21 protein-coding genes and 1 pseudogene are annotated in these 22,413 nt (G+C 64.7%); 15 read left to right on the plus strand and 7 right to left on the minus strand.

Features of this window, described 5'->3' with window-relative positions; translation table 11 throughout:
• Positions 1 to 81 precede the first annotated feature (81 nt).
• On the minus strand, positions 82 to 1,572 hold the full coding sequence (locus GA0061098_RS11445; protein ID WP_091956436.1) for a hypothetical protein: 1,491 nt from the start codon (positions 1,570 to 1,572) through the stop codon (positions 82 to 84).
• A gap of 411 nt (positions 1,573 to 1,983) precedes the next feature.
• Between GA0061098_RS11445 and GA0061098_RS11450 the strand changes: the two genes are divergently transcribed.
• Positions 1,984 to 2,148: a Flp family type IVb pilin gene (locus GA0061098_RS11450; protein ID WP_028140309.1), complete on the plus strand. Its 165-nt coding sequence runs from the start codon at positions 1,984 to 1,986 to the stop codon at positions 2,146 to 2,148.
• Between the two features lie 198 nt (positions 2,149 to 2,346).
• Here GA0061098_RS11450 and GA0061098_RS46005 read toward each other — a convergent pair.
• Positions 2,347 to 2,856 (minus strand): annotated as a pseudogene (locus GA0061098_RS46005) (phosphatase PAP2 family protein); the annotation flags it as partial.
• Positions 2,857 to 3,438: 582 nt separating this feature from the next.
• Between GA0061098_RS46005 and GA0061098_RS11460 the strand changes: the two are divergent.
• Positions 3,439 to 4,119: a TetR/AcrR family transcriptional regulator gene (locus GA0061098_RS11460; protein ID WP_091956437.1), complete on the plus strand. Its 681-nt coding sequence runs from the start codon at positions 3,439 to 3,441 to the stop codon at positions 4,117 to 4,119.
• A gap of 151 nt (positions 4,120 to 4,270) precedes the next feature.
• Here the strand turns inward: GA0061098_RS11460 and pyk are convergent, their stop codons facing one another.
• Complete coding sequence (gene pyk / locus GA0061098_RS11465; RefSeq protein ID WP_018317789.1) at positions 4,271 to 5,707, minus strand: pyruvate kinase; 1,437 nt, start codon at positions 5,705 to 5,707, stop codon at positions 4,271 to 4,273.
• Positions 5,704 to 6,297: a DUF1036 domain-containing protein gene (locus GA0061098_RS11470; RefSeq protein ID WP_091956438.1), complete on the minus strand. Its 594-nt coding sequence runs from the start codon at positions 6,295 to 6,297 to the stop codon at positions 5,704 to 5,706. Before GA0061098_RS11470 ends, pyk begins: the two co-directional genes overlap by 4 nt.
• Before the next feature lie 180 nt (positions 6,298 to 6,477).
• Here GA0061098_RS11470 and GA0061098_RS11475 point away from each other — a divergent pair, with 180 nt between their 5' ends.
• The 3 genes from GA0061098_RS11475 (at position 6,478) to GA0061098_RS11485 (ending at position 7,831) form a co-directional block, all read left to right on the plus strand.
• Complete coding sequence (locus GA0061098_RS11475) at positions 6,478 to 6,789, plus strand: DUF1244 domain-containing protein (RefSeq protein ID WP_028140305.1); 312 nt, start codon at positions 6,478 to 6,480, stop codon at positions 6,787 to 6,789.
• 196 nt (positions 6,790 to 6,985) lie between these two features.
• Positions 6,986 to 7,258 (plus strand): DUF2312 domain-containing protein, encoded by a 273-nt coding sequence (locus tag GA0061098_RS11480; protein ID WP_014492426.1) that lies wholly within the window; start codon positions 6,986 to 6,988, stop codon positions 7,256 to 7,258.
• 147 nt (positions 7,259 to 7,405) lie between these two features.
• The gene (locus GA0061098_RS11485) at positions 7,406 to 7,831 is read left to right on the plus strand and encodes a hypothetical protein (protein WP_091956439.1); all 426 of its coding nucleotides are present in this window, start codon (positions 7,406 to 7,408) and stop codon (positions 7,829 to 7,831) included.
• Positions 7,832 to 7,954: 123 nt separating this feature from the next.
• Here GA0061098_RS11485 and mepK read toward each other — a convergent pair whose 3' ends face one another.
• The 3 genes from mepK to GA0061098_RS11500 form a co-directional block, all read right to left on the minus strand.
• Complete coding sequence (gene mepK / locus GA0061098_RS11490) at positions 7,955 to 9,562, minus strand: peptidoglycan L,D-endopeptidase MepK (protein ID WP_430649258.1); 1,608 nt, start codon at positions 9,560 to 9,562, stop codon at positions 7,955 to 7,957.
• Positions 9,563 to 9,843: 281 nt separating this feature from the next.
• Positions 9,844 to 12,054 carry a L,D-transpeptidase family protein gene (locus GA0061098_RS11495; protein WP_091956441.1) on the minus strand — a complete coding sequence of 737 codons (2,211 nt, stop codon included), beginning with the start codon at positions 12,052 to 12,054 and terminating at the stop codon, positions 9,844 to 9,846.
• Positions 12,055 to 12,401: 347 nt separating this feature from the next.
• Positions 12,402 to 13,898 carry a sigma-54-dependent transcriptional regulator gene (locus tag GA0061098_RS11500; RefSeq protein ID WP_091956442.1) on the minus strand — a complete coding sequence of 499 codons (1,497 nt, stop codon included), beginning with the start codon at positions 13,896 to 13,898 and terminating at the stop codon, positions 12,402 to 12,404.
• A gap of 127 nt (positions 13,899 to 14,025) precedes the next feature.
• Between GA0061098_RS11500 and GA0061098_RS11505 the strand changes: the two genes are divergently transcribed.
• From GA0061098_RS11505 to GA0061098_RS11545, 10 genes are all read left to right on the plus strand, one after another.
• Positions 14,026 to 15,948 (plus strand): M3 family oligoendopeptidase, encoded by a 1,923-nt coding sequence (locus tag GA0061098_RS11505; protein ID WP_091956443.1) that lies wholly within the window; start codon positions 14,026 to 14,028, stop codon positions 15,946 to 15,948.
• Positions 15,949 to 16,049: 101 nt separating this feature from the next.
• The gene (locus GA0061098_RS11510) at positions 16,050 to 16,274 is read left to right on the plus strand and encodes an AbrB/MazE/SpoVT family DNA-binding domain-containing protein (protein ID WP_018641564.1); all 225 of its coding nucleotides are present in this window, start codon (positions 16,050 to 16,052) and stop codon (positions 16,272 to 16,274) included.
• 12 nt (positions 16,275 to 16,286) lie between these two features.
• Positions 16,287 to 16,682 (plus strand): type II toxin-antitoxin system death-on-curing family toxin, encoded by a 396-nt coding sequence (locus GA0061098_RS11515; RefSeq protein ID WP_091956444.1) that lies wholly within the window; start codon positions 16,287 to 16,289, stop codon positions 16,680 to 16,682.
• 97 nt (positions 16,683 to 16,779) lie between these two features.
• Positions 16,780 to 16,932, plus strand: coding sequence for an aa3-type cytochrome c oxidase subunit IV (locus tag GA0061098_RS11520; protein WP_028140297.1), 153 nt, complete (start codon positions 16,780 to 16,782; stop codon positions 16,930 to 16,932).
• A 137-nt stretch (positions 16,933 to 17,069) separates the two neighbouring features.
• The gene (locus tag GA0061098_RS11525) at positions 17,070 to 18,197 is read left to right on the plus strand and encodes a Re/Si-specific NAD(P)(+) transhydrogenase subunit alpha (protein ID WP_091956445.1); all 1,128 of its coding nucleotides are present in this window, start codon (positions 17,070 to 17,072) and stop codon (positions 18,195 to 18,197) included.
• Between the two features lie 11 nt (positions 18,198 to 18,208).
• Positions 18,209 to 18,526: a proton-translocating transhydrogenase family protein gene (locus GA0061098_RS11530; protein ID WP_018317801.1), complete on the plus strand. Its 318-nt coding sequence runs from the start codon at positions 18,209 to 18,211 to the stop codon at positions 18,524 to 18,526.
• A gap of 39 nt (positions 18,527 to 18,565) precedes the next feature.
• On the plus strand, positions 18,566 to 19,963 hold the full coding sequence (locus tag GA0061098_RS11535) for an NAD(P)(+) transhydrogenase (Re/Si-specific) subunit beta (RefSeq protein ID WP_028140295.1): 1,398 nt from the start codon (positions 18,566 to 18,568) through the stop codon (positions 19,961 to 19,963).
• Positions 19,964 to 19,982: 19 nt separating this feature from the next.
• Positions 19,983 to 20,153, plus strand: a complete 171-nt coding sequence (locus GA0061098_RS44875; RefSeq protein ID WP_165637296.1) for a hypothetical protein — start codon at positions 19,983 to 19,985, stop codon at positions 20,151 to 20,153.
• 28 nt (positions 20,154 to 20,181) lie between these two features.
• Positions 20,182 to 20,979: an alpha/beta hydrolase gene (locus GA0061098_RS11540; protein ID WP_091956636.1), complete on the plus strand. Its 798-nt coding sequence runs from the start codon at positions 20,182 to 20,184 to the stop codon at positions 20,977 to 20,979.
• Complete coding sequence (locus GA0061098_RS11545; RefSeq protein WP_091956446.1) at positions 20,933 to 22,411, plus strand: sodium:proton antiporter; 1,479 nt, start codon at positions 20,933 to 20,935, stop codon at positions 22,409 to 22,411. Before GA0061098_RS11540 ends, GA0061098_RS11545 begins: the two co-directional genes overlap by 47 nt.
• Positions 22,412 to 22,413 lie beyond the last annotated feature (2 nt).

Here is a 22,413-nt window from a genome sequence, read left to right on the forward strand (position 1 = left end):
GAGCGTGGTGTGCCAGGTCGCGTCCACGTCGTCTTTGGAGGGACATCTCACGGTTACGAGTACGCGCCCTCAAGGAGGTTCTCACTTCGAAGGCGTCGCGGTCGCGCTGTCCGCATGGTCTCGCACATGGATCACCGCGATGTCGTCCGCATAGATCCGCTTCCAGCCCTTGAGCTGGTCGAGGATCTGCGGGCCCGGCGCATCGGCAACCAGGAGTGTCGCGTCGATCTTGTACTCGTCGAGCAGGCGCGGCAGCAGCTCGGGCTTCTTGCCCTCCGTCGCCTTGAAGAAGTCCATGACGAATTTCTCGCCATAGAGCTCGGCACGGCCGTCAACGAAGACCGGAATATCGCGCGAGATCAGATAGCCGCCGAACTGATAAGCATTGAAGATGCGCTGCATCTTGCGTTGCTCGAGCACGTCGACGGCCGCAACCGGCGTGTGCGTCGTCGTGAAGGTGAAGCGGTGGTGCTCCATGTAGAGCGACGTCGAGGTCCAGCTCGCCGCCACGATCATCAGCGCGCCAAGCGCGGTGACATAGCGGGCGGGCCAGCGCCCGGGACCGGCGGCGTCAGGCGCCGGGCGCGGGAACATCTCGCCGAGCGGCTTTGCCAGCACGAGCGGCACCACGAACGCAAATGCCTCGATGCTCCTGACATGGGTCAGCGCGCTCCAGGTCAGGAACAGGATCAGGAAGATCCGGGGCGCCGACAGTACCAGGCCGCGATAATAGCCGAATGCGATCAGGCCGAGCAGGGCGCCTTCGAATGGGGTGAACGTGGAGAAGTTCGCGGGCATCCATTCGAAGATCAGCGACAGCAGTTCGCCGAGGCCGAGAATATTGGTCGCGCCCAGCAGCGTCCGCCAGCCATACGGCGTGCAGCAGCTCGCGATCAGAGCACCGATTCCGAACAACACCCAGCGCATGAACAGGGCAAGCCGTCGTCCCTTCTCGGCGTGCTCGACAGCCTCGAGCGCGATCGGGCCGATCAGCAAGAGGCCCAGCACGAAGCCGCCATGCAAATTCGCCCAGAGCGCCATCAGCGGCAGCCAATACCAGGATGGCGCGCTCTTGCGGTCGGCAGCTGCCATCAGCAGGCCGACCCACGCCACCATGACGGGCAGCGCCAGGATATGCGGCCGCGCCAGCACGTGATGGGCAGACAGCAGCAGCGCCAGCATCGCGAACAGCACTGCGCGTGGTGCCTCGATCTGCGCGTCGAGCAGATAGACGAAGATCGCGACCGTGACCGCGACCGCGACCGCGGTGAGGATGACGGGACCTGCCCAGTCCCATTGCGCATGAGAATAGGCGAACAGCACCTGCGACAGCCACGACGTCGACATCCATGGCGCGCCCGTTCGCGTGAACGAATAGAAGTCGGTGGTGGGCATGGCGCGGTGATCGAGGATCCATTGCCCGATCTTGACCTGCCAGAACGAGTCGGAGTCCTGCAGCCGGGTGTCGCCGAGGTAGAGGAAGAACAGATAGACGCCGGCGCCGACGCAGAGCGGCACTAGGGCCCTCGCGCGGCTCTGCGCCGCGATGCTGTTGGCAAAGGAAAGTGACATGCCGCCTCGTCGTCCTGTTGTTCTTGTCGGTCGGGCATGATCCGAACCCGGCGGGCCGCGTTGGCGCAAAGTGTGCGGTTTCCGAGAAGATCATGCTCGAGCAATCACCTGAAGCGCGATGACGATTCATCTCATCGCGCGCCAGTCCGAGCGGGCCGCATTGGATCACGGGCGGTCATAACTTCGGGTAAACCGGCAGGCTACGCCGGTTTCATGTCCCGACAAATTTAACGGATTGTTTTAGATTTCGATTTACCATCGGCGAATACACGCAAACCGCTCGGTGTTTACGCAGACGAATTAACTGCGGCGCAATTCTTTGCCTCTACGTTTGGTTCCATGGTCGGGCGGCGCTGGGAAGCCGAAAAGACCAGATCAGTTGTAGCCTCGTGTACTCATTTGGAGCACTCTATGAAGAACCTCGTTGCGCGTTTCCTGAAGGATGAATCCGGCGCCACCGCCATTGAATACGGCCTGATCGCTGCCGGCATCGCGCTGGCCATCATCACCGTCGTCAACAATCTCGGCACCACGCTGAACGCCAAGTTCACCTCGATCTCGAGCAGCCTCAAGTAAGGCTGGCCGACCTGAGAATTCTGAGAGCCTCGTCGCTGACGGGGCTCTTTTCTTTTGGGCCAGGCCGGCAAGGCCCGTAACGAAGCCGGCGCTGCGGACCCACACGCCGCGGCTCCGGTCGAGACAGAATTTCGCGGCCCAGATCGAGGCTGCGGCGAGCGCGGCACCGGCAGCGACGTCGATGATAAAATGTGCGCCGATCACCGGCGTCGCCGCGATCATCAACAGACTGAGCACGGCTACGATGCCGCCGATGCCACGCACCGGCCACAGCGCCCACATATAGAGCACGGCCGACGCCGCGTGAAAGCTCGGAAACGAGACGATGCCGGATAGAGAGAGCAGCCGGAGCTCATGCAGGCTGCCGTCCCGAAGCGCGATCATGTCGCGCAGCTGTCCGGCATAGACCGCAGTGTTGATCTCGGGGAGATGCGCGGCCGGTAATTGCAGCGCGTAATAGGTGCCGATCGCCGGCACCACGGCGGAGATCGTGATGGTGACCGCGACTGCGAGGCTCATCGCGAGCATGAACAATTGCAGCCGCACATACCGCGCCGTCAGCGCCAGTACGACGGGAATGCCGAGCAGCGGAAACTTGATCAGTCCGTAGCTGTGCGCGAGGCAGGCCGCGAGCCAGGGATGATCGTTGACGTAGCGCGCGATCGGCTCCGGATTGAGGCCCAACGCGCGGTCGATCGCCAGCAGCAACTGGTCCTCGAGCGGCCAGTTCAGCTTGAACGTAACTCAGCGGTCCGGCAATGGCGCAGGTGAGAATGACCTGTCCGATGGTGCCGAGCGAAAACACCAGCTTCGGATCGGCAAGCTCGCCTTTGACGAGCCGGTGGCCATAGGCGGCCGCGAGTAGCGCCGCGGCGATCGCCAGGGTCACACCGTAGGCGACCGGCTCGAGACTCAGTCCGGTCGAGGGGAGGCCGAGCGCCAGCAGGGTGGCCATCCCGAGAATCGGAAACCAGTTGAGGTGGAAGAGCTGCCAGGCGGTCCGGGTGTCCGTGTCGAGCATGGTGCGCCGAGATGCAATTGCATTACCACCCGTACAGTCACGGACCGCCTTTAAGATCGTGGTAAGAAGTGTAGTTATCGGTCTTACAACCAGCGCGCAGTACTTTTAGACGTTTGCGGCGCGGCCTCTCCGGTGGCGCTCCCACGCATTTGCATCTTGTCATCCCGCCTGAATAGTTGTTCAGTCCTTGCGGGGCGATTTGCATCTTTTGCGTGACGAAGCGTTTAGCCGCAGGGCGTGCGGCAGGCGTGTGGGACAGGAAGCGCGCCATGGTTTATCGGCGGACGCATCAAGTGGTGAAGCGCCTTGCGGCGCGGCGCAGTGCGATCTTGACGGCGGCGCGGGAGACTGCGGCGGAAGGCGGGATGGCGGCGGTGCAGATCGCGCCCGTCGCGGTCCGGGCCAATGTCGCGGCCGGCACGGTCTACCGTTACTTCCCCTCCAAGGCCGAGCTGATCTCCGAGCTCATTGCCGAGGTCTCCCGCGATGAGCTCGCGGCGATCCGCCGGGCGGCCGATGCCGCGCCGGGGCCATCCTCGGCGCTGGCGGCCGCCGTCACCACCGTGGCGGTCCATACCCTGTCGCAGCGGCGGCTGGCCTGGGGCATTCTGGCCGAACCTGTCGATGTCGATGTCAGCGCCTCGCGCCTTGCCAGCCGGCGGGAGATTGCCGGCGAGATGGCCGCCCGGATCGACGCCGCCGTGCGTGCCGGTCACTTGCCGGCGCAGGACACCGCACTCGCCGCCACCGCCTTGCTCGGCGCGCTGCATGAGGCCCTGGTCGGGCCGCTTGCGCCTGACAATCTCGACGATCCCGTCAAGATGCGCGATGCGGTGCAGACCGTGACGCTGCTGGCGCTCCGTGCGGTCGGCGTCATGGACGCCCGCGCCCGGGGTCTGGTGGTGCAGCAGACGCTGCTGCCGACCGCGAAGGCGCTCGTTGGGGCGTGAAATCGCGGTGCGCACGAAGCGGCCGGCCTGACGGCGCTCAGGTGGTTGACTGAGCGAGCCTTTTTTAAAAACCGCAACAGGCTCGCCGGACCCTCCGGCTACTTTGCATGGGGTTGTTTTTCGACTTTTTGTTCGGCGTGCCCTGGCGGGCCTACATGATCGCGTCGCCCTCGGGGCCGACCGAGGCGATGCGCACCATGTTGGTGGTGCCGGGGATGCCGAGCGGCACGCCGGCGACGATGATCACGCGCTGGCCGGCGCGGACGAAACCGTCCCGGAACGCGATCTGGCCGGCGCGGCCGACCATGTCGTCCTGGTCGCGCGCGTCTTCCGCCACCACGCAATGCACGCCCCAGACCACCGCGAGCCGTCGGCCGGCGGTGATGTTCGGCGTGATCGCCACGATCGGCGGCTTCGGCCGCTCGCGTGCCACCCGCACTGCGGTCGAGCCCGATGAGGTCCAGCAGATCAGAGCGGGAAGGTCGAGCGTCTCGGCGATCTGCCGCGCGGCGTCGGCAATGGCATCGCCCGCGGTGGATTCCGGCGCGGGGCGCTGCGCGGTGAGCACGGAACGATAAATCGGGTCGCGCTCGACCTCCTCGCCGATGCGGTTCATGGTCGAGACCGCCTCGACCGGGAATTTGCCGGCCGCCGATTCCGCCGACAGCATGATGGCGTCGGCGCCCTCATAGACGGCGGTGGCAACGTCGGAGACTTCGGCGCGGGTCGGCACCGGCGACTGGATCATCGATTCCAGCATCTGCGTTGCGATCACCACCGGCTTGCCGGCGCGGCGCGCCATCCGCGTCATCTGCTTCTGCAGGCTCGGCACGCGCTCGAGCGGCAGTTCGACGCCGAGGTCGCCGCGCGCCACCATCAGCGCGTCGGAGGCCTCGATGATGTCGGCAAGACGGTCGATCGCCTGCGGCTTCTCGATCTTGGCCATGACCGCGGCGCGGCCGCGGATCATCTTCTTGGCTTCGATCACGTCGTCGGCGCGCTGCACGAAGGACAGCGCGATCCAGTCGATGCCGGTGACGAGCGCCGCCTCGAGGTCGGCGCGGTCCTTCGAGGTCATGGCGGAGACCGGCAGGTCGGTGTCGGGCAGGCTGACGCCCTTGCGGTCGCTCATCTTGCCGCCGACCACGACCCGCGTCACCGCGTGCTCTTTGGAGGTCTCCTCCGCGATCAGGCGCACCTTGCCGTCGTCGAGCAGCAGCGCGTGGCCGGGTCGCAGCGCCGCCAGGATCTCCGGATGCGGCAGGTGGACGCGCGTTGTGTCGCCGGGGGCCTTGTCGGAATCCAGCGTGAAGGTCTGGCCGTTCTGCAGCTGCACCGAGCCTTCGGCGAATGAGCCGAGCCTGAGCTTCGGGCCCTGCAGGTCGACCAGGATGCCGATCGGCCGGCCATAGCTGCTCTCGACGTTGCGGATCGTCGCCACCAGCTCCCGCATCTTGTCATGCGGGGTGTGGCTCATGTTGATGCGAAACAGGTCGGCGCCGGCCTCGAACAGGCGGCGGATCATCGCGAGGTCTGAAGAGGCCGGTCCCAGGGTCGCGAGAATCTTGATACGGCGAAGACGCCTCATGGCTTATTTCCAGACGGGGGCGAGGGAGCTGGCGGGAGGCCAGGCGGGGCGGGGGGCGTACCACCGGGCGGGCTATTGGGCAAACCCGGAACCCCGCCCGGGCCAACCGGACCGGGGAGGCCGGGTACGCGTTGCTGCGCCGGCTGTTCGTTGGCATCGGTAAGCTGCACCGTCCACGCCCGCTGCTCACCGGTATCGACCTCGAAATAGCCGGTCCGGTCATAGCCGCGCGCGAGGCAATCCTCGGTGCCGCGGATGGTGAACTCCTTGTCGCGCGAGCACATGAAGGCCTGCCCCGACCACTCGCCGCCGCGGTCATAGTCGATGGCGTAGATGTAATAGTAACGGGCGACCAACGTTCCCCGCAGCAGGGTCTCGCAGGAGCGAGACGAGATGTTCCACCAGCCCTCGGTGGTCCAGCCCTCGGCGTCCTTGTAGCCGAGCGCAATGCCGACCCGGCTCGACGTGTTGTTGCAGAGACGGAAATCGGCGGAGGCCGGGCTGCTCCACAAGCACAGCAGGCCAATCGCCAGCACCGGGACCAACCGGGCGAGCATGCGAAGGGGGGAGCGGGGAGATTCGGCGATCATTGTCGCGGAAGCTATATCAGATCATTGGCGATTTGGCGTAGGGGGCCGGGGAACTGCCTCAAGGCCGGGTTCGGGTGGGTTTGCGCCGGGATATGGCAAAATCTGTGACAGGACCCACCTGATCCCGTAAGGGTGACCGCAATCGGGGCAGGCCCAAAGGGAATATCAAGGGACACAGCCATGGCAATCGACGACAAAACCAGAACGGAGCTCGAGGCGGCCGCTTTCCGGCGTCTGGTCGATCATCTGAAGTCGCGGACGGATGTCCAGAACATCGACATGATGAATCTGGCGGGCTTCTGTCGCAACTGCCTGTCCAACTGGCTCAAGGAAGCCGCAGACGCCCAAGGCGTCGCCTTAAGCAAGGACGAGAGCCGGGAGGCCGTCTACGGCATGCCCTACGAGACCTGGAAGTCGAAATACCAGGGCACGGCCACGCCAGAACAGCTCGAGACGATGAAGAAGGTCCATCCCCACGGGCACGGGCACTGAACGGCCCGGGCGTGCCTCGCATGAGTCGCACCACACAACAGCTTTCTTGGCCTCGCCGCAGGAAGGTGTGGGCGCGCTGTGGACGAGCGCGATGCTGCCTTGAACGCAGTCGGTACCAACCCTAAGGGTCTACCAGCACGCGCGGTGAGGGATGCCGGCGTCACCTCGTTTTGCCAGTTCCATTGGGAGTACCTAGATGGCCACCTCCGCCGCCGTCCGCGACGACGAGCCCGCGACGAAATTTGCCAAGGACCAGCTCAAATCCATCATCGAGCGCATCGAGCGGCTGGAGGAAGAGAAGAAGGCGATCTCCGACGATATCCGCGACGTCTATGCCGAAAGCAAAGGCAACGGCTACGACGTCAAGGCGCTGCGCACCATCGTGCGCATGCGCAAGCAGGACCCCAACGAGCGCGCCGAGGCCGAGACGATTCTCGAGACCTACATGCAAGCGCTGGGCATGCTCTGAGGCGTTAGCGCCTCAAGCACGACTGCGGTAGCCCGGATGGAGCGACAGCGAAATCCGGGTTCTCGCAGTGTGAAAGCAATCCCCGATTGCGCCGCGCTCCATCCGGGCTACAAATTGCGCGTGTTTCGTTTGCGAACGGAGTCGCGAATGACTGCGCCACCGCTGCCGCGCGAGGTGAACCGTGCCTTCGGCGCTCTTCCAACGCCGATCGGCAAGCGGCTGCTTCAGGTGCGCGCGCTGATCTTCGCGACGGCCGCGGCGTATGAAGAGGTCGGCCGGCTCACCGAGACGCTGAAATGGGGCGAGCCGGCATATCTGACCGACGAGACCGGCAGCGGCTCGACGATCCGGCTCGGCCGCGTCAAGGACTCCGCACACGCCGCCATCCTGTTCAATTGCAAGACGACGCTGATCGATAGCTTCCGCGAACGCTTTCCCGATCGGTTCGAATACCGGCAGACCCGGGCGGTGTTGTTGCCGGTGGTGGGCAAGCTGCCAAGCCGCGAGCTATCGGTCTGCCTGTCGCTGGCGCTAACGTATCATCTGGACCGGCGAGCGAGGAAAGCGCGGTAGGGCACTTGTAGCCCGGATGGAGCGCAGCGGAATCCGGGGCCTCTCAACACGCGCGACTGTTCCCGGATTGCGCTACGCTCCATCCGGGCTACGAGACTGAATTCGTGGAGGTAGCTCGGCGCCTCAGCGCAGCGCGGCGGTGCGCATGACGAACGACGTCGTCTGGAGCTTCGCGGTCGCGCTGCCCGAAAAACTGTCGCAGGACAGGCCGTGCATCGGGTCGTCGACAAAGCCCATCGCGATCACGGCCTGCGGCTTGACGAAATAGCCGCGCAGCGCGGCCGTATCGAGCTCGCCCATCAGCGTGACCGACATCGCGCGGCTGGCGCTCGGCGACAGCATCACGATCTTGAGCCAGATGCTCTCGCTCTTGGCGGCCGAGAGGCGGGTCGCGGTCGCGACCGCGCCGTCGACGCTCTTGCCGACCACCGTGTTGATTTCGGTCGCCTGAGCGATGTTGCGCGACGCGGGACGGGCCGAGCGGGGGATCGGCGCGGAGGCGGCGACGACATTGGCGCGATCAACCGGGGAGGCGGCCGGCGCGAAAGCCAGCGCCTGAAGGGCCGTGTTGGACACGCTCGCGGTTGCTTGCGGATCGGTGGCAGAGGCGAGCGCCTGGCGGGCCTTCAGCGCAGCGATTTGCGCCGGCGTCGCCTGCTGCGGCGCGGCCGGGACATCATCCCAGAAGCCGCGGGCATTGATGATGTCGGCCGGGGTCTCCGGCTTGCCGTCCGCAGATTTGGGTGCCGGCTTGTCAGCCACCGGCGCGGGCTTCGGCTTGGGCGGCGCGACGAGCTGTGCGTCGGCCGAGGCGAGCTGGATCGCGGCGGCGATCTGCGGCTTGGCGCGCGGCGTCGGCACCGGATCGGCGGGCTTGGCTGCGGCTGCGACGACAGTTGCTGCCGCCGGCTTGGCGGCCGGCGCGCCCTCGTCGTCCTCGTCGCTGCTGGCGGCCGGAGCGGCGGACTTGCCCTTGAACAAAGCGGCGAAGAAGTTCGGCTTGCTGCTGGAGTCGTCGCCATTGCCGCGGCGCTCGATCTCGGCCTTGGCGAGCTCATAGTTCTTCAGCGGCACGCCGTCGGTCGGCAGATGCACCGTCTTTCCGTCCGGGAAGACGCGGGCGAGCTGGTCATGCGTCATCCGCGGCCAGTGCCGGACGCTGCCGGTATCCAGATGCACGAAGGGGGAGCCGGAGGTCGGATAGAAGCCGACGCCGCCGCGCTGGAGGCGCAGGCCGGCGAAGCGGATCTGCTCCAGCGGCACGCCCGGAATGTAGAAATCCATCGCATGGCCCAGCATGTGCTGGCTGGCGCGCGCCACACCCGAGGAGCGGCGGCGGAGCATGGCGTTGGTGGCGGGGGAGCGGTAGGAGGAGATGATCTGGATCGGCTGCTTGCCGTCGACGTCGCGGTAGACTTCCCAGAGGATATCGAAGAGGCGGCGGTCCATGACCGTCTCGTCCTGGGTGCGCCAGTCGCGCAGGAAGTGATTGAGCTGCTTCAGCGCCGCTTCGTCATAGCGGCCATCGCGCTTGAAGGTGACGGTCAGGTCTTCGCCGGAATGGGTGTGGTGGAAGGAGAGCGTCTTGGTCTCGTTCAGCGCGGCGGCGTTATGAACCGAGCCTGCGCCCGCAAGCAGCAACACGGCAGCAAGACCGATCCGCGAACCGGTCTTCACTCCCGCATGGGACAACGACAGCACAACAAGTTGGCGTGCGAGACCAGTCAGCACGTATGAGCCCACCCAGTCGACGAGCGTTCAAAATGGACTCTCCCGCCAACCCCGTAGCAGCGCGAAAGAGGATGAACGCTTTCTTAAAGCGAGAAGGTTAATTCGAGGTTGACCTTCCCGCGCCCAAACCAAGTCAGACTACAATCCTAACCCGTTGAGTGTGGCAAAAAAACGCCCGGTGCCGGGAGCTAGGTGGACAATGGTTAACGTTAAACGGCCCCATCCATGGGACGGGGCCGTTGATATCGTTGTGGAATTCGAAAAGCTGAGGCCCCGCAGCCTTACCGGGTGAACACCCGCTGCTGGGGCCGGCGGCCAACCGGAGCCGGCGGCGGGGTCGGCGCCCCGCCTCCGAACAGCCGCTCGAAGAAGTTCGGGCCCGACGAGCCGAAGCCACCGCCATTGTTGGCCACGGCCACGCCTGAGGGCAGGGTCGTCGCCGGGCGCGAATAGCTCGGCTGCGAGTGCGCAACGACGGCCTCGAGATCCTTGCCGCGGTTGTTCTTCAGGATGTTGATCATGGTCGCGTCGCGGCCATAGACGTCCTTGCGGAACTGCAGCTTGCCGGCATCGTCCACAAAGGCGGTCTGATAGGTGATGTTGACCGGGACCGGAGTCGGGAATTTCAGGTCGATCTCGCTCTTGCCGTACATGCTGCGCACGCGCTCGGGCGTGTACTTCTCGTTCGGCATGGTGATGTTGAGCAGTACGGACGCGTACTGATCCGGGTTCTGCACGCGCATGCAGCCATGGCTGAAGGCGCGATCTTCCCTGGCGAACAGGTTCTTGTCCGGCGTGTCGTGCTGATAGACCAGGAACTTGTTCGGGAAGTTGAAGCGAACGCGGCCGAGCGCGTTGGCCTCACCGGGCGGCTGCGAGATGTGCACCGAGCCGTCGCGGTTCTGTTCGAGCTTGAGGCCCATGCGCTGCAGCACGGTCGGGTCCTGCTGAAGCGCCGGCAGATACTCGTTGTAGACGATCGACGGCGGTACGTTCCAGGTCGGATTGACCGTGATGTACTTCATCGTCTCGGTGAGCAGCGGCGTCGCGTGCGTGCCCGGCTTGCCGGTGACGACGCGGGTGGTCCAGACCTGCTGGCCGCGCTGCATCACCTTCAGGGTGTAGTCGGGAATGTTGAGGATTACATAGGCATCACCCAGCGCGGGCGCGCCGAGATCGCGCGGCAGCCAGCGCCAGCGCTCCATGTTCACCAGCACCACGTCGATCTGCTTGTCGCGCTTCGGGGTGTTGAGCGCCTTGACCGTCTTGTCGTCGAGGATGCCGGTCGCCTTCATCTCCGCGCCGCTCTGGAATTTTCGCACGGCGTCGGCGACCGCTGCGTCATAGCGGGTGTCGCTGGCGTTCTCGGCAAGGCCGAGCTTGGCGCGGAGTTGCGGCACGCGCGCATCTTCCACGACGATCTCAGCCTGCTTCTTGCTGGCCGGGGTGTATTTCAGCGCCGGACCGTCGGCGATCTCGATCACCGGGCCGTTGCCTTGACCGCGGAGCTCGGCGAGCTTGGCCTTCAGCTCCTTGTAGAGCTTGTGCGGCGGATTGTAGCTGTCGAGCGCAGCGGAGGCGTCCGTCGCGGTCGTGACCTTGGCGAGCACCTCGTTCGGGTCGATCGGATGCTCGGGATAAAGGATGTCGCCAGAGACCTGCGACCAATGCATGCGGCCGCTCTGGGCCTGGCGCGCATAATCGAACATGCTGGCGGTGAGCTTGAGCTCGGCATCGGCCAGCGCATCGGGCGTGGTGGCGCTGGCGAAGTCCGGCACCGGATAGTCGGCGGGATTGAGGCCGTCGGACGCCGCGTCCTTCAGCCGCGCGATGACGCCCTTGGCCGCGGTGGTCAGGCTGCCGCCCTGTGTCCAGATCGGCGCGAAGTCGCGTGCGCCATAAAACTTCTCGATCGCCGCGCGCTCGTTCTTGCGGTCGAAATGGCGCGAGGTCTTGGCGCCGATGATGTCCTTGAGCTTGTCGGCGACCGGCTGGTCGGCGGCGGGAACGTTGCTCGCAGCCTTCACGGGCTCAGCGGCAGGAGCCGCAGCCGTGGCAGGTGCCGCCGGCGCAGCCGGCATGGCGGTGTCTGCCTTGGCCGGCTCGGTCTTTGCAGGCTCGGTCTTCGCAGGTTCGGTCTTGGCGGTCTCGCTCTTCGGCGCCTCGGTGGCGGGCGTGGTGGCGACGTCGGAAGGCTTGGTCTCGACTTTGTCGGGGGCCGGCGCGACGTCAGCCTTTACGGGCGCCTGTACCGGCTCCTTGGCGGAATCCTGCACCGTGGCGGTGGTGTCGAGCTTGATATCGGAGGCGGTCGGGGGCGGGACGTTGGCCGGCTCGGGGCGCGGGATCGCGGCTTCGATCGCGAGCTCGGCGGCGCTGCTGCGCGCCTGATCTTGCGCCAGGGCCGAGCTGGCCGACACCGTGAGGAAGGTCGCTGCGACCGTCATCAAGACACGGTCGAAGCCCGCACGGTGGTTCAAACAGTCACGCATTGTGTCGCACCCCTCGGGTGAACTGTCCCTCGTGGAACAGCTTTGTTATCGCCTATTGAGCTTCGGCTAAATCGCGCCGGCCTCTCGAAAGTTGCACGCCTGCACGCAACGATTCATACGCAGACGATATACAGGCCCCGGTTTTGCAGCCAGCGCTAACCGGGACAACTCACGCCAAACTGACTTCAAGGGAGCCTCTTGGCAACGGATTGTGCGCCTGCACAGCGCGCTTTTCCCTGTGTCTGTCACTTCCAAGTCACGGTTCAAGAAGCAGTCGAATTCTGTCGTCAGGCGAACGGCTTACAGCCGCTCCCGCATCGCCGCGCGAACCCTCGTTCGCATGATGCTCAGTGCGTCTCCTCGCCGCTTTTCCCGCCATGTCCGGGAACCCCGGCCTCGTCGAGTTTGCGGTAGAGGGTGGACCGGCCAATTTTGAGGCGGCGAGCCACCTCGGACATCTGGCCGCGGTAGTGCGAGATCGCGAAGCGGATGATCTCGTTCTCCATGTCCTCCAGCGAGCGGACATCGCCGGTCGCGGTGAGCAGGGCGAGCGTGCCCACCGCCGGGAGCGGCGCTATTGGTATTTCATTACCGGATACCAACGAAGGGGTCGCCGCCGGCTCGAGCATCAGCGGAGCAGTCGGAATCTCGGTTACGGGATGCGGCTGCGAAGCGAGCAGAGGGAAGTCACCGAGGCCGAGCTGGTCGCCGTCGCTCATCACCACCGCGCGGTAGACTGCGTTCTCGAGCTGGCGGATGTTGCCGGGCCAGTCGAGCTGGGCAAGATGGGCCATGGCTTCGCCGCTGATGCCGGTGATCGCGCGGTTCTCCTCGGCGGCAAACCGCGCCAGGAAATGCCGGAGCAGATGCGGGATGTCCTCGCGCCGGGCCCGGAGCGAGGGGATCGTCAGCGGCAGCACGTGCAGGCGATAGAACAGGTCTTCCCGGAAGTGTCCTTGTTTCACCCGCTCCAGCAGCCGGCGATTGGTTGCCGAGACGATGCGGACATCGACCTTGACGGGCTTGCGGCCGCCGACCGCCTCGACCGCGCCTTCCTGGAGCGCGCGCAGCAGCTTGACCTGCGCGGTCAGCGGCAGCTCGCTGACCTCGTCCAGAAACAGCGTGCCACCATGGGCCTCGACGAACTTGCCCATGTGCCGCTCGGTCGCGCCGGTGAAAGCGCCCTTCTCGTGGCCGAACAGAATGGACTCGACGAGGTTGTCGGGGATCGCGCCGCAATTGACGGCGACGAAGGGCTTGGCCTTGCGCTCGCCGCTGCCATGGATGGCGCGCGCGAACATCTCCTTGCCGACGCCGGACTCGCCTTCGATCAGAACGGGAATCGCGGAGTTCGCCGCCTTCTGCGCGGCGCGCATCACGCCAGCCATCGCCTCGGCGCGGGTGATGATGTCGGAGAACGTGAGCCGGCCCTCGCGGCTGTGCCGGATGCGTTGCAATTCGCCCTTGAGCGCGGAGGCGTTGAGCGCGTTGCGCAGCGAGACCTGGAGCCGCTCCACACCGACCGGCTTGACCACGAAATCGGCAGCGCCGGCGCGCATCGCCGAGATCACGTTGTCGATGCCGCCATGGGCGGTCTGCACGATGACGGGGACGCTGAGACCTGCTTCGCGGATTTTCGCCAGCACGCCCATGCCGTCGAGGCCGGGCATCACGAGATCGAGGATGACGGCGTCGATGGCCGGCGCGTCGGGGGCGGTAAGGGCGGCGATCGCGGCGTCACCGGAGTCCACGACGACCGTCTCATAGCCGCATTTCTGCACCATGTTCTCGACCAGCCGGCGGGCTACGGCGTCGTCATCGGCGATCAAAATACTGGCAGCCATGGTGTTCCCCGCACGCTACTACTATCTGTCTCGAATCGGGGCACTCTGGCCGAAGCCGATTAACGCACTCTTAAACCTTGATGCCTCCGCCCGCCGTCGCGCTTGTTGAACACAGGTTTCCCACACAATGAATTCGCGCTCCAAGCCTGCCCTTAAAAAGTCCGCTCTCCACAAGCCAGCCACCAAGAAATCCCCCGCCAAGAAATCCCCCGCCAAGAAATCTGCCGTCAAGACGAAGTCCTCCGGGTCTTCACTCGCAAAGCCCGCGAGCAAGACCGGCAAGCTTCCGGAGTGGAACCTGGCCGATCTCTATTCCGGGATCGATGCGCCGGAAGTGGCGCGCGATCTCGAAACGATGGATGCCGACTGCGTCGCCTTCGAGACGGACTACAAGGGCAAGCTGGAGACAGGGACAGCAAACGAAGATGGCGGAAAATGGCTCGCGGAAGCCGTGCGACGCTATGAGGCAATCGACGATCTTGCCGGCCGTCTCGGTTCCTATGCCGGGCTCGTCCACGCCGGCGACAGCGTGGACCCTGCGATTTCAAAGTTTTACGGCGATGTGTCGGAGCGGCTGACGGCGGCGTCCACGCATTTGCTGTTCTTTGCGCTCGAGCTCAATCGTGTCGATGACGATATTTTGAACCGGGCCATGCAAGCGCCCGAGCTCGCGCACTACCGTCCCTGGATCGAGGATCTGCGCAAGGAGAAGCCGTATCAGCTCGACGACAAGCTCGAGCAGCTTTTCCTGGAGAAGGCGCAGACCGGCTATTCCGCCTTCAACCGGCTGTTCGACCAGACCATCTCCGGACTGCGCTTCAAGGTCGGGGCCAAGGAGCTGGCGATCGAGCCGACGCTCAATCTGCTGCAGGACCGCGACGGCGCCAAGCGCAAGAGCGCGGCCGAGGCACTGGCAAAAACCTTCAAGGCCAATGAGCGGACCTTTGCGCTGATCACCAACACGCTCGCCAAGGACAAGGACATCTCCGACCGCTGGCGCGGCTTCCAGGACGTCGCGGATTCCCGCCATCTGAACAACCGCGTCGAGCGCGAAGTGGTGGATGCGCTGGTCGCCTCGGTGCGGGCGGCCTATCCAAAGCTGTCGCATCGCTATTACGCGTTGAAGGCGAAGTGGTTCGGCAAGAAGCGGCTCGCTTATTGGGATCGCAATGCGCCGCTGCCCTTTGCCGCGACCGATACCATCGGCTGGCCCGACGCGCGCAACATGGTGCTGACGGCCTATCGCGGCTTCTCGCCCAAAATGGCTGATATCGCCGAGCGCTTCTTCACCGATCGCTGGATCGACGCGCCGGTGCGGCCGGGCAAGGCGCCGGGCGCATTCTCACATCCGACCACGCCGTCGGCGCACCCTTATGTGTTGATGAACTACCAGGGCAAGCCGCGCGACGTGATGACGCTCGCCCACGAGCTCGGCCATGGCGTGCACCAGGTGCTGGCGGCGAAGAACGGCGCGCTGATGGCGCCGACGCCGCTGACGTTGGCCGAGACCGCCAGTGTGTTTGGCGAGATGCTGACGTTCAGGCGGCTCCTTGCCCAGACCAAAAATGCAAAACAGCGCCAGGCGCTGCTCGCCGGCAAGGTCGAGGACATGATCAACACCGTGGTGCGGCAGATCGCGTTCTACTCGTTCGAGCGCGCGGTCCACACCGAGCGCAAGAACGGCGAGCTCACCGCGACGCGGCTCGGCGAGATCTGGCTGTCGGTGCAGGGCGAGAGCCTGGGTCCAGCGATCGAGATCAAGGCGGGCTATGAGAACTACTGGATGTACATCCCGCACTTCATCCATTCGCCATTCTACGTTTACGCCTATGCGTTCGGCGATTGCCTCGTGAACTCGCTCTACGCGGTCTACGAGAACGCGAACGAGGGCTTTGCCGAGCGTTATCTCGACATGCTAGCTGCCGGCGGCACCAAGCATTATTCCGAGTTGCTGCGGCCGTTCGGGCTCGATGCCAAGGACCCGAAGTTCTGGGACGGCGGCCTGAGTGTCATCGCGGGGATGATCGACGAGCTGGAGGCGATGGGCTGAGGCGGGTAGCTGCTCCAGACGCCAAACAGAGCGTAAAACATCTGTTGAACGGCCCTGACTAGTGGTGTTATACATATGTATAACGTCCTTGAGGCAAGCCCATGAAGATCGAGATCAAGAAAATCGGCAATTCCGACGGTCTGCTGCTGCCGCGCGAGCTGATGCAGCGGCTCGATCTCAAGCGCGGACAGCAATTGCACATCGTGGAATTACCCGGCGGTGGTTTTCAGTTGTTGCCCTACGACCCCGATTTCGAGCGGACGATGGAAATCGCCGACGAGGTGATGGACAAGTATCGCGACACGCTCGCTGCGCTCGCAAAATAGCTTGCTACCCAGATGGGCGATCTCCAGGAGCCGCTCTGGATCACCTACGAGCAGGCCGTCGCAATTCACAGTAGACAACTCCGCCGCTTCGGCGGTGCGCCGGGATTACGCGACGAGGGCATGTTGCGCTCGGTGCTGGACCGTCCGATCAACAAATGGCGGTACGAGCAGGTGCCGATCGATGAACTCGCCGCAGCATATGCATTTGGCCTCGCGAAAAACCATGCATTTGTCGATGGAAACAAGCGCATCGCCTTCATGGCGATGATGGTCTTCCTCCACAAGAACGGCGTGGCCTTCACTCCCGATCCTGCGGAAGCGACAACCATCATCCTCTCGCTCGCCGCCGGTGAAGTCAGCGAACAGAGCCTCGTCCGCTGGATCCGCGACAATCGGGATTCCAAATGACCTGATTTGCGGGAAAACCGCGCCCCGGTGCCGTTGCCCTGCCTGAAACTTTGCGGTATCCCAGCCCAACAATTCGACTTTCGACTGGGGACAATCCATGGCTGATCATAGCGAAGTGGCGTACAGCACCGCCGACGGCAACGACTACGTTGCTCACGAGCAGACCTACGAGGGCTTCATCAAGCTGGTGAAGTACGGCACGGTCTCGGTCGCGCTCATCGTGATCCTGATGGCGGTCTTCCTGACCTGATCTGTCGGCAGCTGCACACGCCAGCGGCAGCAGCTGCCCAGAATATTTGCATCCAAGCCGGTGCCAAAACCGGTATCGAACGCCGCGGGAGTAACGCTTAGTTTGCGCGCGCGCTGTCCCGCGCCGCCGGAGGACCTATGAAGATCGCCGTTGCCAAGGAAATCGATCCGCTCGAGCCGCGAGTCGCCGCTTCGCCCGATACGGTGAAGAAGTTCAAGGCGCTGGGCGCCGAGATCGCCATCGAGCCGGGCGCCGGCCTCAAATCGGGCCTGCCGGATTCCGAATTCACCGCGGTCGGTGCCACCGTCAGCGCAGACGCGCTGAAGGATGCCGACATCATCATCAAGGTAAAGCGCCCTGAAGCCTCCGAGCTCGCGCAGTACAAGCGCGGTGCGCTCGTCATCGCCATCATGGACCCCTACGGCAACGAGGCCGCGCTGAAGACGATCGCCGATGCCGGCGTCTCCGCCTTCGCGATGGAATTGATGCCGCGCATCACCCGCGCGCAAGTGATGGACGTGCTGTCATCGCAGGCGAACCTCGCCGGCTACCGCGCGGTGATCGAGGGCGCCGAGGCGTTCGGCCGCGCCTTCCCGATGATGATGACCGCTGCCGGCACCGTGCCTGCCGCGAAAGTGTTCGTGATGGGCGTCGGCGTCGCCGGCCTCCAGGCGATCGCGACCGCGCGCCGTCTCGGCGCCATCGTGACCGCGACCGACGTGCGGCCCGCGACCAAAGAGCAGGTCGAATCGCTCGGCGCGAAATTCCTCGCCGTCGAGGACGAGGAGTTCAAGAACGCGCAGACCGCCGGCGGCTACGCCAAGGAAATGTCTAGGGAATACCAGGCCAAGCAGGCCGCCCTCACCGCCGAGCACATCAAGAAGCAGGACATCGTGATCACGACGGCGCTGATTCCGGGCCGGCCCGCGCCGAAGCTCGTCTCCGGCGAGATGGTCAAGTCGATGAAGCCGGGCTCGGTGCTGGTCGATCTCGCCGTCGAGCGCGGCGGCAATGTCGAGGGTGCAAAGCCGGGCGAGGTCGTCGACCTCGATGGCATCAAGATCGTCGGCTACACCAACGTTGCCGGCCGCGTCGCGGCCTCGGCCTCCAGCCTCTACGCGCGCAATCTGTTCTCCTTCATCGAGACGATGGTCGACAAGAAAGAGCAGAAGCTCGCCGTGAACTGGGACGACGAACTGGTCAAGGCGACCGCGCTCACGAAAGACGGCGCCGTCATCCACCCGAACTTCCAGCCGAAGGTTTAAGGAGACCCGCCATGGAGCATGCTGCACAGGTCGTCGACCCCTTCATCTTCCGGCTGTCGATCTTCGTCCTCGCCGTCTTCGTCGGCTATTTCGTGGTGTGGTCGGTGACACCGGCGCTGCACACGCCGCTGATGAGCGTGACCAACGCGATCTCCTCGGTGATCGTGGTCGGCGCGTTGCTTGCCGGCGGCGTCGCGAACGTCTCGAGTGGCTCGGGCTGGGCCCGCGCCTTCGGCTTTGTCGCGCTCATTTTCGCCTGCGTGAACATTTTTGGCGGCTTCCTTGTCACCCAGCGCATGCTGGCGATGTACAAGAAGAAGTCGAAGTAAGCGGCCACCTCGGGCTGAAGGGATCAATGGGGACCTGAGATGAGCGCCAACCTCTCTGCATTTTTGTATCTCGTGGCGGGAGTGCTGTTCATCCTGTCGCTGCGCGGGCTGTCGAGCCCGGCTTCGTCGCGCCAGGGCAATCTGTTCGGCATGATCGGCATGGCGATTGCGGTCGCCACCACGCTGGCCAACCATCCGCCGGCAGACGGCCTCGCCTGGGTGCTCGTCATCGTCGGTATCGCCATCGGTGCCGCGATCGGCGCGGTGATCGCCCGCCGCGTGCCGATGACCTCGATGCCGGAACTGGTCGCCGCCTTCCACTCGCTGGTCGGCATGGCCGCGGTGCTGGTCGCCGCCGGCGCGTTCTACGCGCCCGAGGCCTTCGACATCGGTACTCCCGGCAACATCCATCCGCAGAGCCTGGTCGAGATGTCGCTCGGCGTCGCCATCGGCGCGCTGACCTTCACCGGCTCGGTGATCGCGTTCCTGAAGCTGTCCGCGCGGATGAGCGGCGCGCCGATCATCCTGCCCGCCCGTCACATCATCAACATCGCGATTGCGGTGGCGCTGGTGTTCTTCATCGTCCGTCTGGTCCTGACCGGTGGCGCGCTCGACTTCTGGCTGATCGTCATCCTGGCGTTGGCGCTCGGCGTGCTCATGATCATCCCGATCGGCGGCGCCGACATGCCGGTCGTGATCTCGATGCTGAACTCGTACTCGGGTTGGGCTGCGGCCGGCATCGGCTTCACGCTCGGCAATTCCGCGCTGATCATCACCGGCGCGCTGGTCGGCTCCTCGGGCGCGATCCTGTCCTACATCATGTGCCACGCGATGAACCGGTCCTTCATCTCGGTCATCCTCGGCGGCTTCGGCGGCGAGACCGCGGCGGCCGGCGGTGGCGGCGGCGAGCAGAAGCCCGCCAAGCTCGGCTCGGCCGACGACGCGGCCTTCATCATGAAGAATGCCCAGAAGGTCATCATCGTGCCCGGCTACGGCATGGCGGTGGCGCAGGCGCAGCACGCGCTGCGCGAGATGGGCGACATCCTGAAGAAGGAAGGCGTCGAGGTGAAGTACGCCATTCACCCGGTCGCCGGCCGCATGCCCGGCCACATGAACGTGCTGCTCGCCGAAGCCAACGTGCCCTATGACGAGGTGTTCGAACTCGAGGACATCAACTCCGAGTTCGCGCAGGCCGACATCGCCTTCGTGATCGGTGCCAACGACGTCACCAACCCGGCGGCCGAGGAGGACAAGACCTCGCCGATCTACGGCATGCCCGTGCTGCAGGTCTGGAAGGCCGGCACCGTGATGTTCATCAAGCGCTCGCTCGCCTCCGGCTATGCCGGCATCGACAATCCGCTGTTCTACCGCGACAACACCATGATGCTGCTCGGCGACGCCAAGAAGGTCACCGAGAACATCGTCAAGGCGATGTAGCACGCGAAGGAAACGGACCGTGGCCATCAACAAGGAATGGCACCGGTCTCATCGCATGCCGCTCAAGGCGGCGCGCGAGCAGCGCGTCGCATGGCATGCCGCCCACAAGGCGGCGTGCGGCTGCCGCGACGTACCGGGGAGCCTCCGGCCCGACGTCATGAAATTGCTGCGGAGCCGTCGCAAGCCCTGAACCTGAACTGGGGGCCGGCCGCGCAATGATCACCATCGCCAAATGGACCGTCATCCTGCTCGCGACCGTCTATCTCGCCGGGCTCGTCTTGCTCTATGCCCGGCAGCGCGAGATGCTGTTTCCGATACCGACCGCCAAGCGGACCCCGCCTGAGGCGGCAGATTGTCCCGAGGCGGAGGAGCATGTCCTGACCACCTCGGATGGCGAGAAGATCATCGTCTGGCACGTGCCGGCGAGGCCCGGTCGTCCCGTGATCCTGTATTTTCCGGGCAATGGCGATTTTCTTGCCGGCCGGGTCAGCCGCTTCAAGGCCATGACGGCTGATGGCACCGGCCTCGTCGCGCTGTCCTACCGCGGCTATGCCGGCTCGAGCGGCGCGCCGAGCGAGGAGGGTCTGCTGCGCGATGCCGCCGCCGCCTACGCCTTCACCACGGCCCGCTACACGGCGGAACGAATCGTCGCCTGGGGCTTCTCGCTCGGGACCGGCGTGGCGGTCGCGCTCGCCTCGGAACAGCGTGTTGGAAAGCTGGTCCTGGAGGCGCCTTATACGTCGACGGCCGACATTGCATCTTCATCATTCTGGTACGTGCCGGTGCGCCTCTTGATGCGCGATCCGTTCCCTTCCGACGAGCGGATCGCGCGCGTCACGGTGCCGCTCCTGGTGATGCATGGCACCAATGACCTTGTCATTTCGATCGTGTTCGGAGAGCGTCTGTTCGCGCTCGCGCATGAACCGAAGCAGTTCGTTCGCTTTGCGGGCGGCGGACATGACAATCTCGATGCATTCGGTGCGATCGAAACGGCAAGGCGCTTCATTGGATCCTGAACGGCTCGTCACCCGGCTCTGGGGCATATCCCTCGTCGCAATCCTCGCTTTGTTGCCGCAGCAGGCCTGGGCCGCAACCGGGCTCGATGGTGCTGCGATGCGCTGGCCCTATGCGCTTCCCTTTGCCGGCCTGTTGCTCTCGATCGCGCTCGGACCGCTGCTGTTTGCGAAAGTCTGGCACCATCATTACGGCAAGATCGCTGCGGCCTGGTCGCTGCTGGCGCTGGCCTCGCTCGTCATTTTTGCCGGGAGCATGGCGACGCTGATGGCTTTCGTCCATGCCATGCTCGCTGAATATCTCGGCTTCATCGTGCTGCTGTTCGCGCTCTATGTCGTGGCCGGTGGCATTCTCATCACGGGCGACATCAAGGCCACGCCGGCGACGAATGCCGGGATCCTCGCGCTCGGCACCTTGATGGCAAGCATCGTCGGCACCACGGGAGCCGCGATGATCCTGGTCCGTCCGCTGATCCGCGCCAACCGGCCGCGGCGCTACAATGCCCATGTCATCATCTTCTTCATCATCCTGGTCGCCAATGTCGGCGGCGCGCTGAGCCCGCTCGGCGATCCCCCGCTGTTCGTCGGTTTCCTGCACGGCGTCGACTTCTTCTGGACCACGCGGAGCATCTGGCTGCAGACCGCGATCGTCGCCGGATTGCTGCTCGCGATCTTCATCGCCATCGACTTCTGGCGCTTCCGCAGCGAGCCTGAGCTCAGCGACGCCGGTCCTGCGGATCCGGTCCGCATCCGCGGTCTCGTCAACCTCGTGCTGATCGCAGCCATCGTCGCGAGCCTGCTGGCCTCGGCGATGTGGAAGCCTGCTGTTGCTTTCGACATTCTGGGAACGAAGCTGGAGCTGGAAGACATCGCGCGCAATGTGGCGCTGCTTTCCATTGCGGCGCTGTCGATGTGGCTGACACCGGACGAGCACAGGCTGGCCAACGGCTTCACCTGGGAGCCGATCCGCGAGGTCGCAAAACTGTTCGCGGGCATTTTTGTCGCCATCATCCCGGTCATTGCCATGCTCAATGCCGGCCATCACGGCGCCTTTGCCTGGCTGTTGTCGGCCGTGACGGCACCGGACGGCACGCCGCGCGAGGTCGCCTATTTCTGGTTCACCGGCCTGATGTCGGCGTTCCTCGACAATGCGCCGACCTATCTCCTGTTCTTCCAGCTTGCCGGCGGCGATCCGCAAACGCTGATGCATCAGCTGTCGGGCACGCTCGCGTCGATCTCGATGGGCGCCGTCTACATGGGAGCGCTCACCTATATCGGCAATGCGCCGAACTTCATGGTCAGCAGCATCGCCAGCGAGAACGGCATCAAGATGCCGAGCTTCTTCGGCTATTTCGTGCGCGCCGGCGCGGTGCTGATTCCGCTGTTCATGCTGCTGACGCTGCTGCCGGTCGCGCCGATCCTGCGCTGGCATTGAAT

It is taken from the genome of Bradyrhizobium shewense (genome assembly GCF_900094605.1).
Classification (GTDB): domain Bacteria; phylum Pseudomonadota; class Alphaproteobacteria; order Rhizobiales; family Xanthobacteraceae; genus Bradyrhizobium; species Bradyrhizobium shewense.

What these genes read in the sequence shown, in the direction of transcription:
- GA0061098_RS11535 (WP_028140295.1), top strand. Translation starts at nt 18,566, where the DNA reads ATGAGCGCCAACCTCTCTGCATTTTTGTATCTCGTGGCGGGAGTGCTG.
- GA0061098_RS11445 (WP_091956436.1), bottom strand. Translation starts at nt 1,572, where the DNA reads ATGTCACTTTCCTTTGCCAACAGCATCGCGGCGCAGAGCCGCGCGAGG.
- GA0061098_RS11485 (WP_091956439.1), top strand. Translation starts at nt 7,406, where the DNA reads ATGACTGCGCCACCGCTGCCGCGCGAGGTGAACCGTGCCTTCGGCGCT.
- GA0061098_RS11450 (WP_028140309.1), top strand. Translation starts at nt 1,984, where the DNA reads ATGAAGAACCTCGTTGCGCGTTTCCTGAAGGATGAATCCGGCGCCACC.
- GA0061098_RS11495 (WP_091956441.1), bottom strand. Translation starts at nt 12,054, where the DNA reads ATGCGTGACTGTTTGAACCACCGTGCGGGCTTCGACCGTGTCTTGATG.
- GA0061098_RS11530 (WP_018317801.1), top strand. Translation starts at nt 18,209, where the DNA reads ATGGAGCATGCTGCACAGGTCGTCGACCCCTTCATCTTCCGGCTGTCG.
- GA0061098_RS11475 (WP_028140305.1), top strand. Translation starts at nt 6,478, where the DNA reads ATGGCAATCGACGACAAAACCAGAACGGAGCTCGAGGCGGCCGCTTTC.
- GA0061098_RS11500 (WP_091956442.1), bottom strand. Translation starts at nt 13,898, where the DNA reads ATGGCTGCCAGTATTTTGATCGCCGATGACGACGCCGTAGCCCGCCGG.
- GA0061098_RS11460 (WP_091956437.1), top strand. Translation starts at nt 3,439, where the DNA reads ATGGTTTATCGGCGGACGCATCAAGTGGTGAAGCGCCTTGCGGCGCGG.
- GA0061098_RS11525 (WP_091956445.1), top strand. Translation starts at nt 17,070, where the DNA reads ATGAAGATCGCCGTTGCCAAGGAAATCGATCCGCTCGAGCCGCGAGTC.
- GA0061098_RS11470 (WP_091956438.1), bottom strand. Translation starts at nt 6,297, where the DNA reads ATGATCGCCGAATCTCCCCGCTCCCCCCTTCGCATGCTCGCCCGGTTG.
- GA0061098_RS11515 (WP_091956444.1), top strand. Translation starts at nt 16,287, where the DNA reads ATGGGCGATCTCCAGGAGCCGCTCTGGATCACCTACGAGCAGGCCGTC.
- GA0061098_RS11480 (WP_014492426.1), top strand. Translation starts at nt 6,986, where the DNA reads ATGGCCACCTCCGCCGCCGTCCGCGACGACGAGCCCGCGACGAAATTT.
- GA0061098_RS11545 (WP_091956446.1), top strand. Translation starts at nt 20,933, where the DNA reads ATGCATTCGGTGCGATCGAAACGGCAAGGCGCTTCATTGGATCCTGAA.
- GA0061098_RS11520 (WP_028140297.1), top strand. Translation starts at nt 16,780, where the DNA reads ATGGCTGATCATAGCGAAGTGGCGTACAGCACCGCCGACGGCAACGAC.
- GA0061098_RS11505 (WP_091956443.1), top strand. Translation starts at nt 14,026, where the DNA reads ATGAATTCGCGCTCCAAGCCTGCCCTTAAAAAGTCCGCTCTCCACAAG.
- pyk (WP_018317789.1), bottom strand. Translation starts at nt 5,707, where the DNA reads ATGAGGCGTCTTCGCCGTATCAAGATTCTCGCGACCCTGGGACCGGCC.
- GA0061098_RS11510 (WP_018641564.1), top strand. Translation starts at nt 16,050, where the DNA reads ATGAAGATCGAGATCAAGAAAATCGGCAATTCCGACGGTCTGCTGCTG.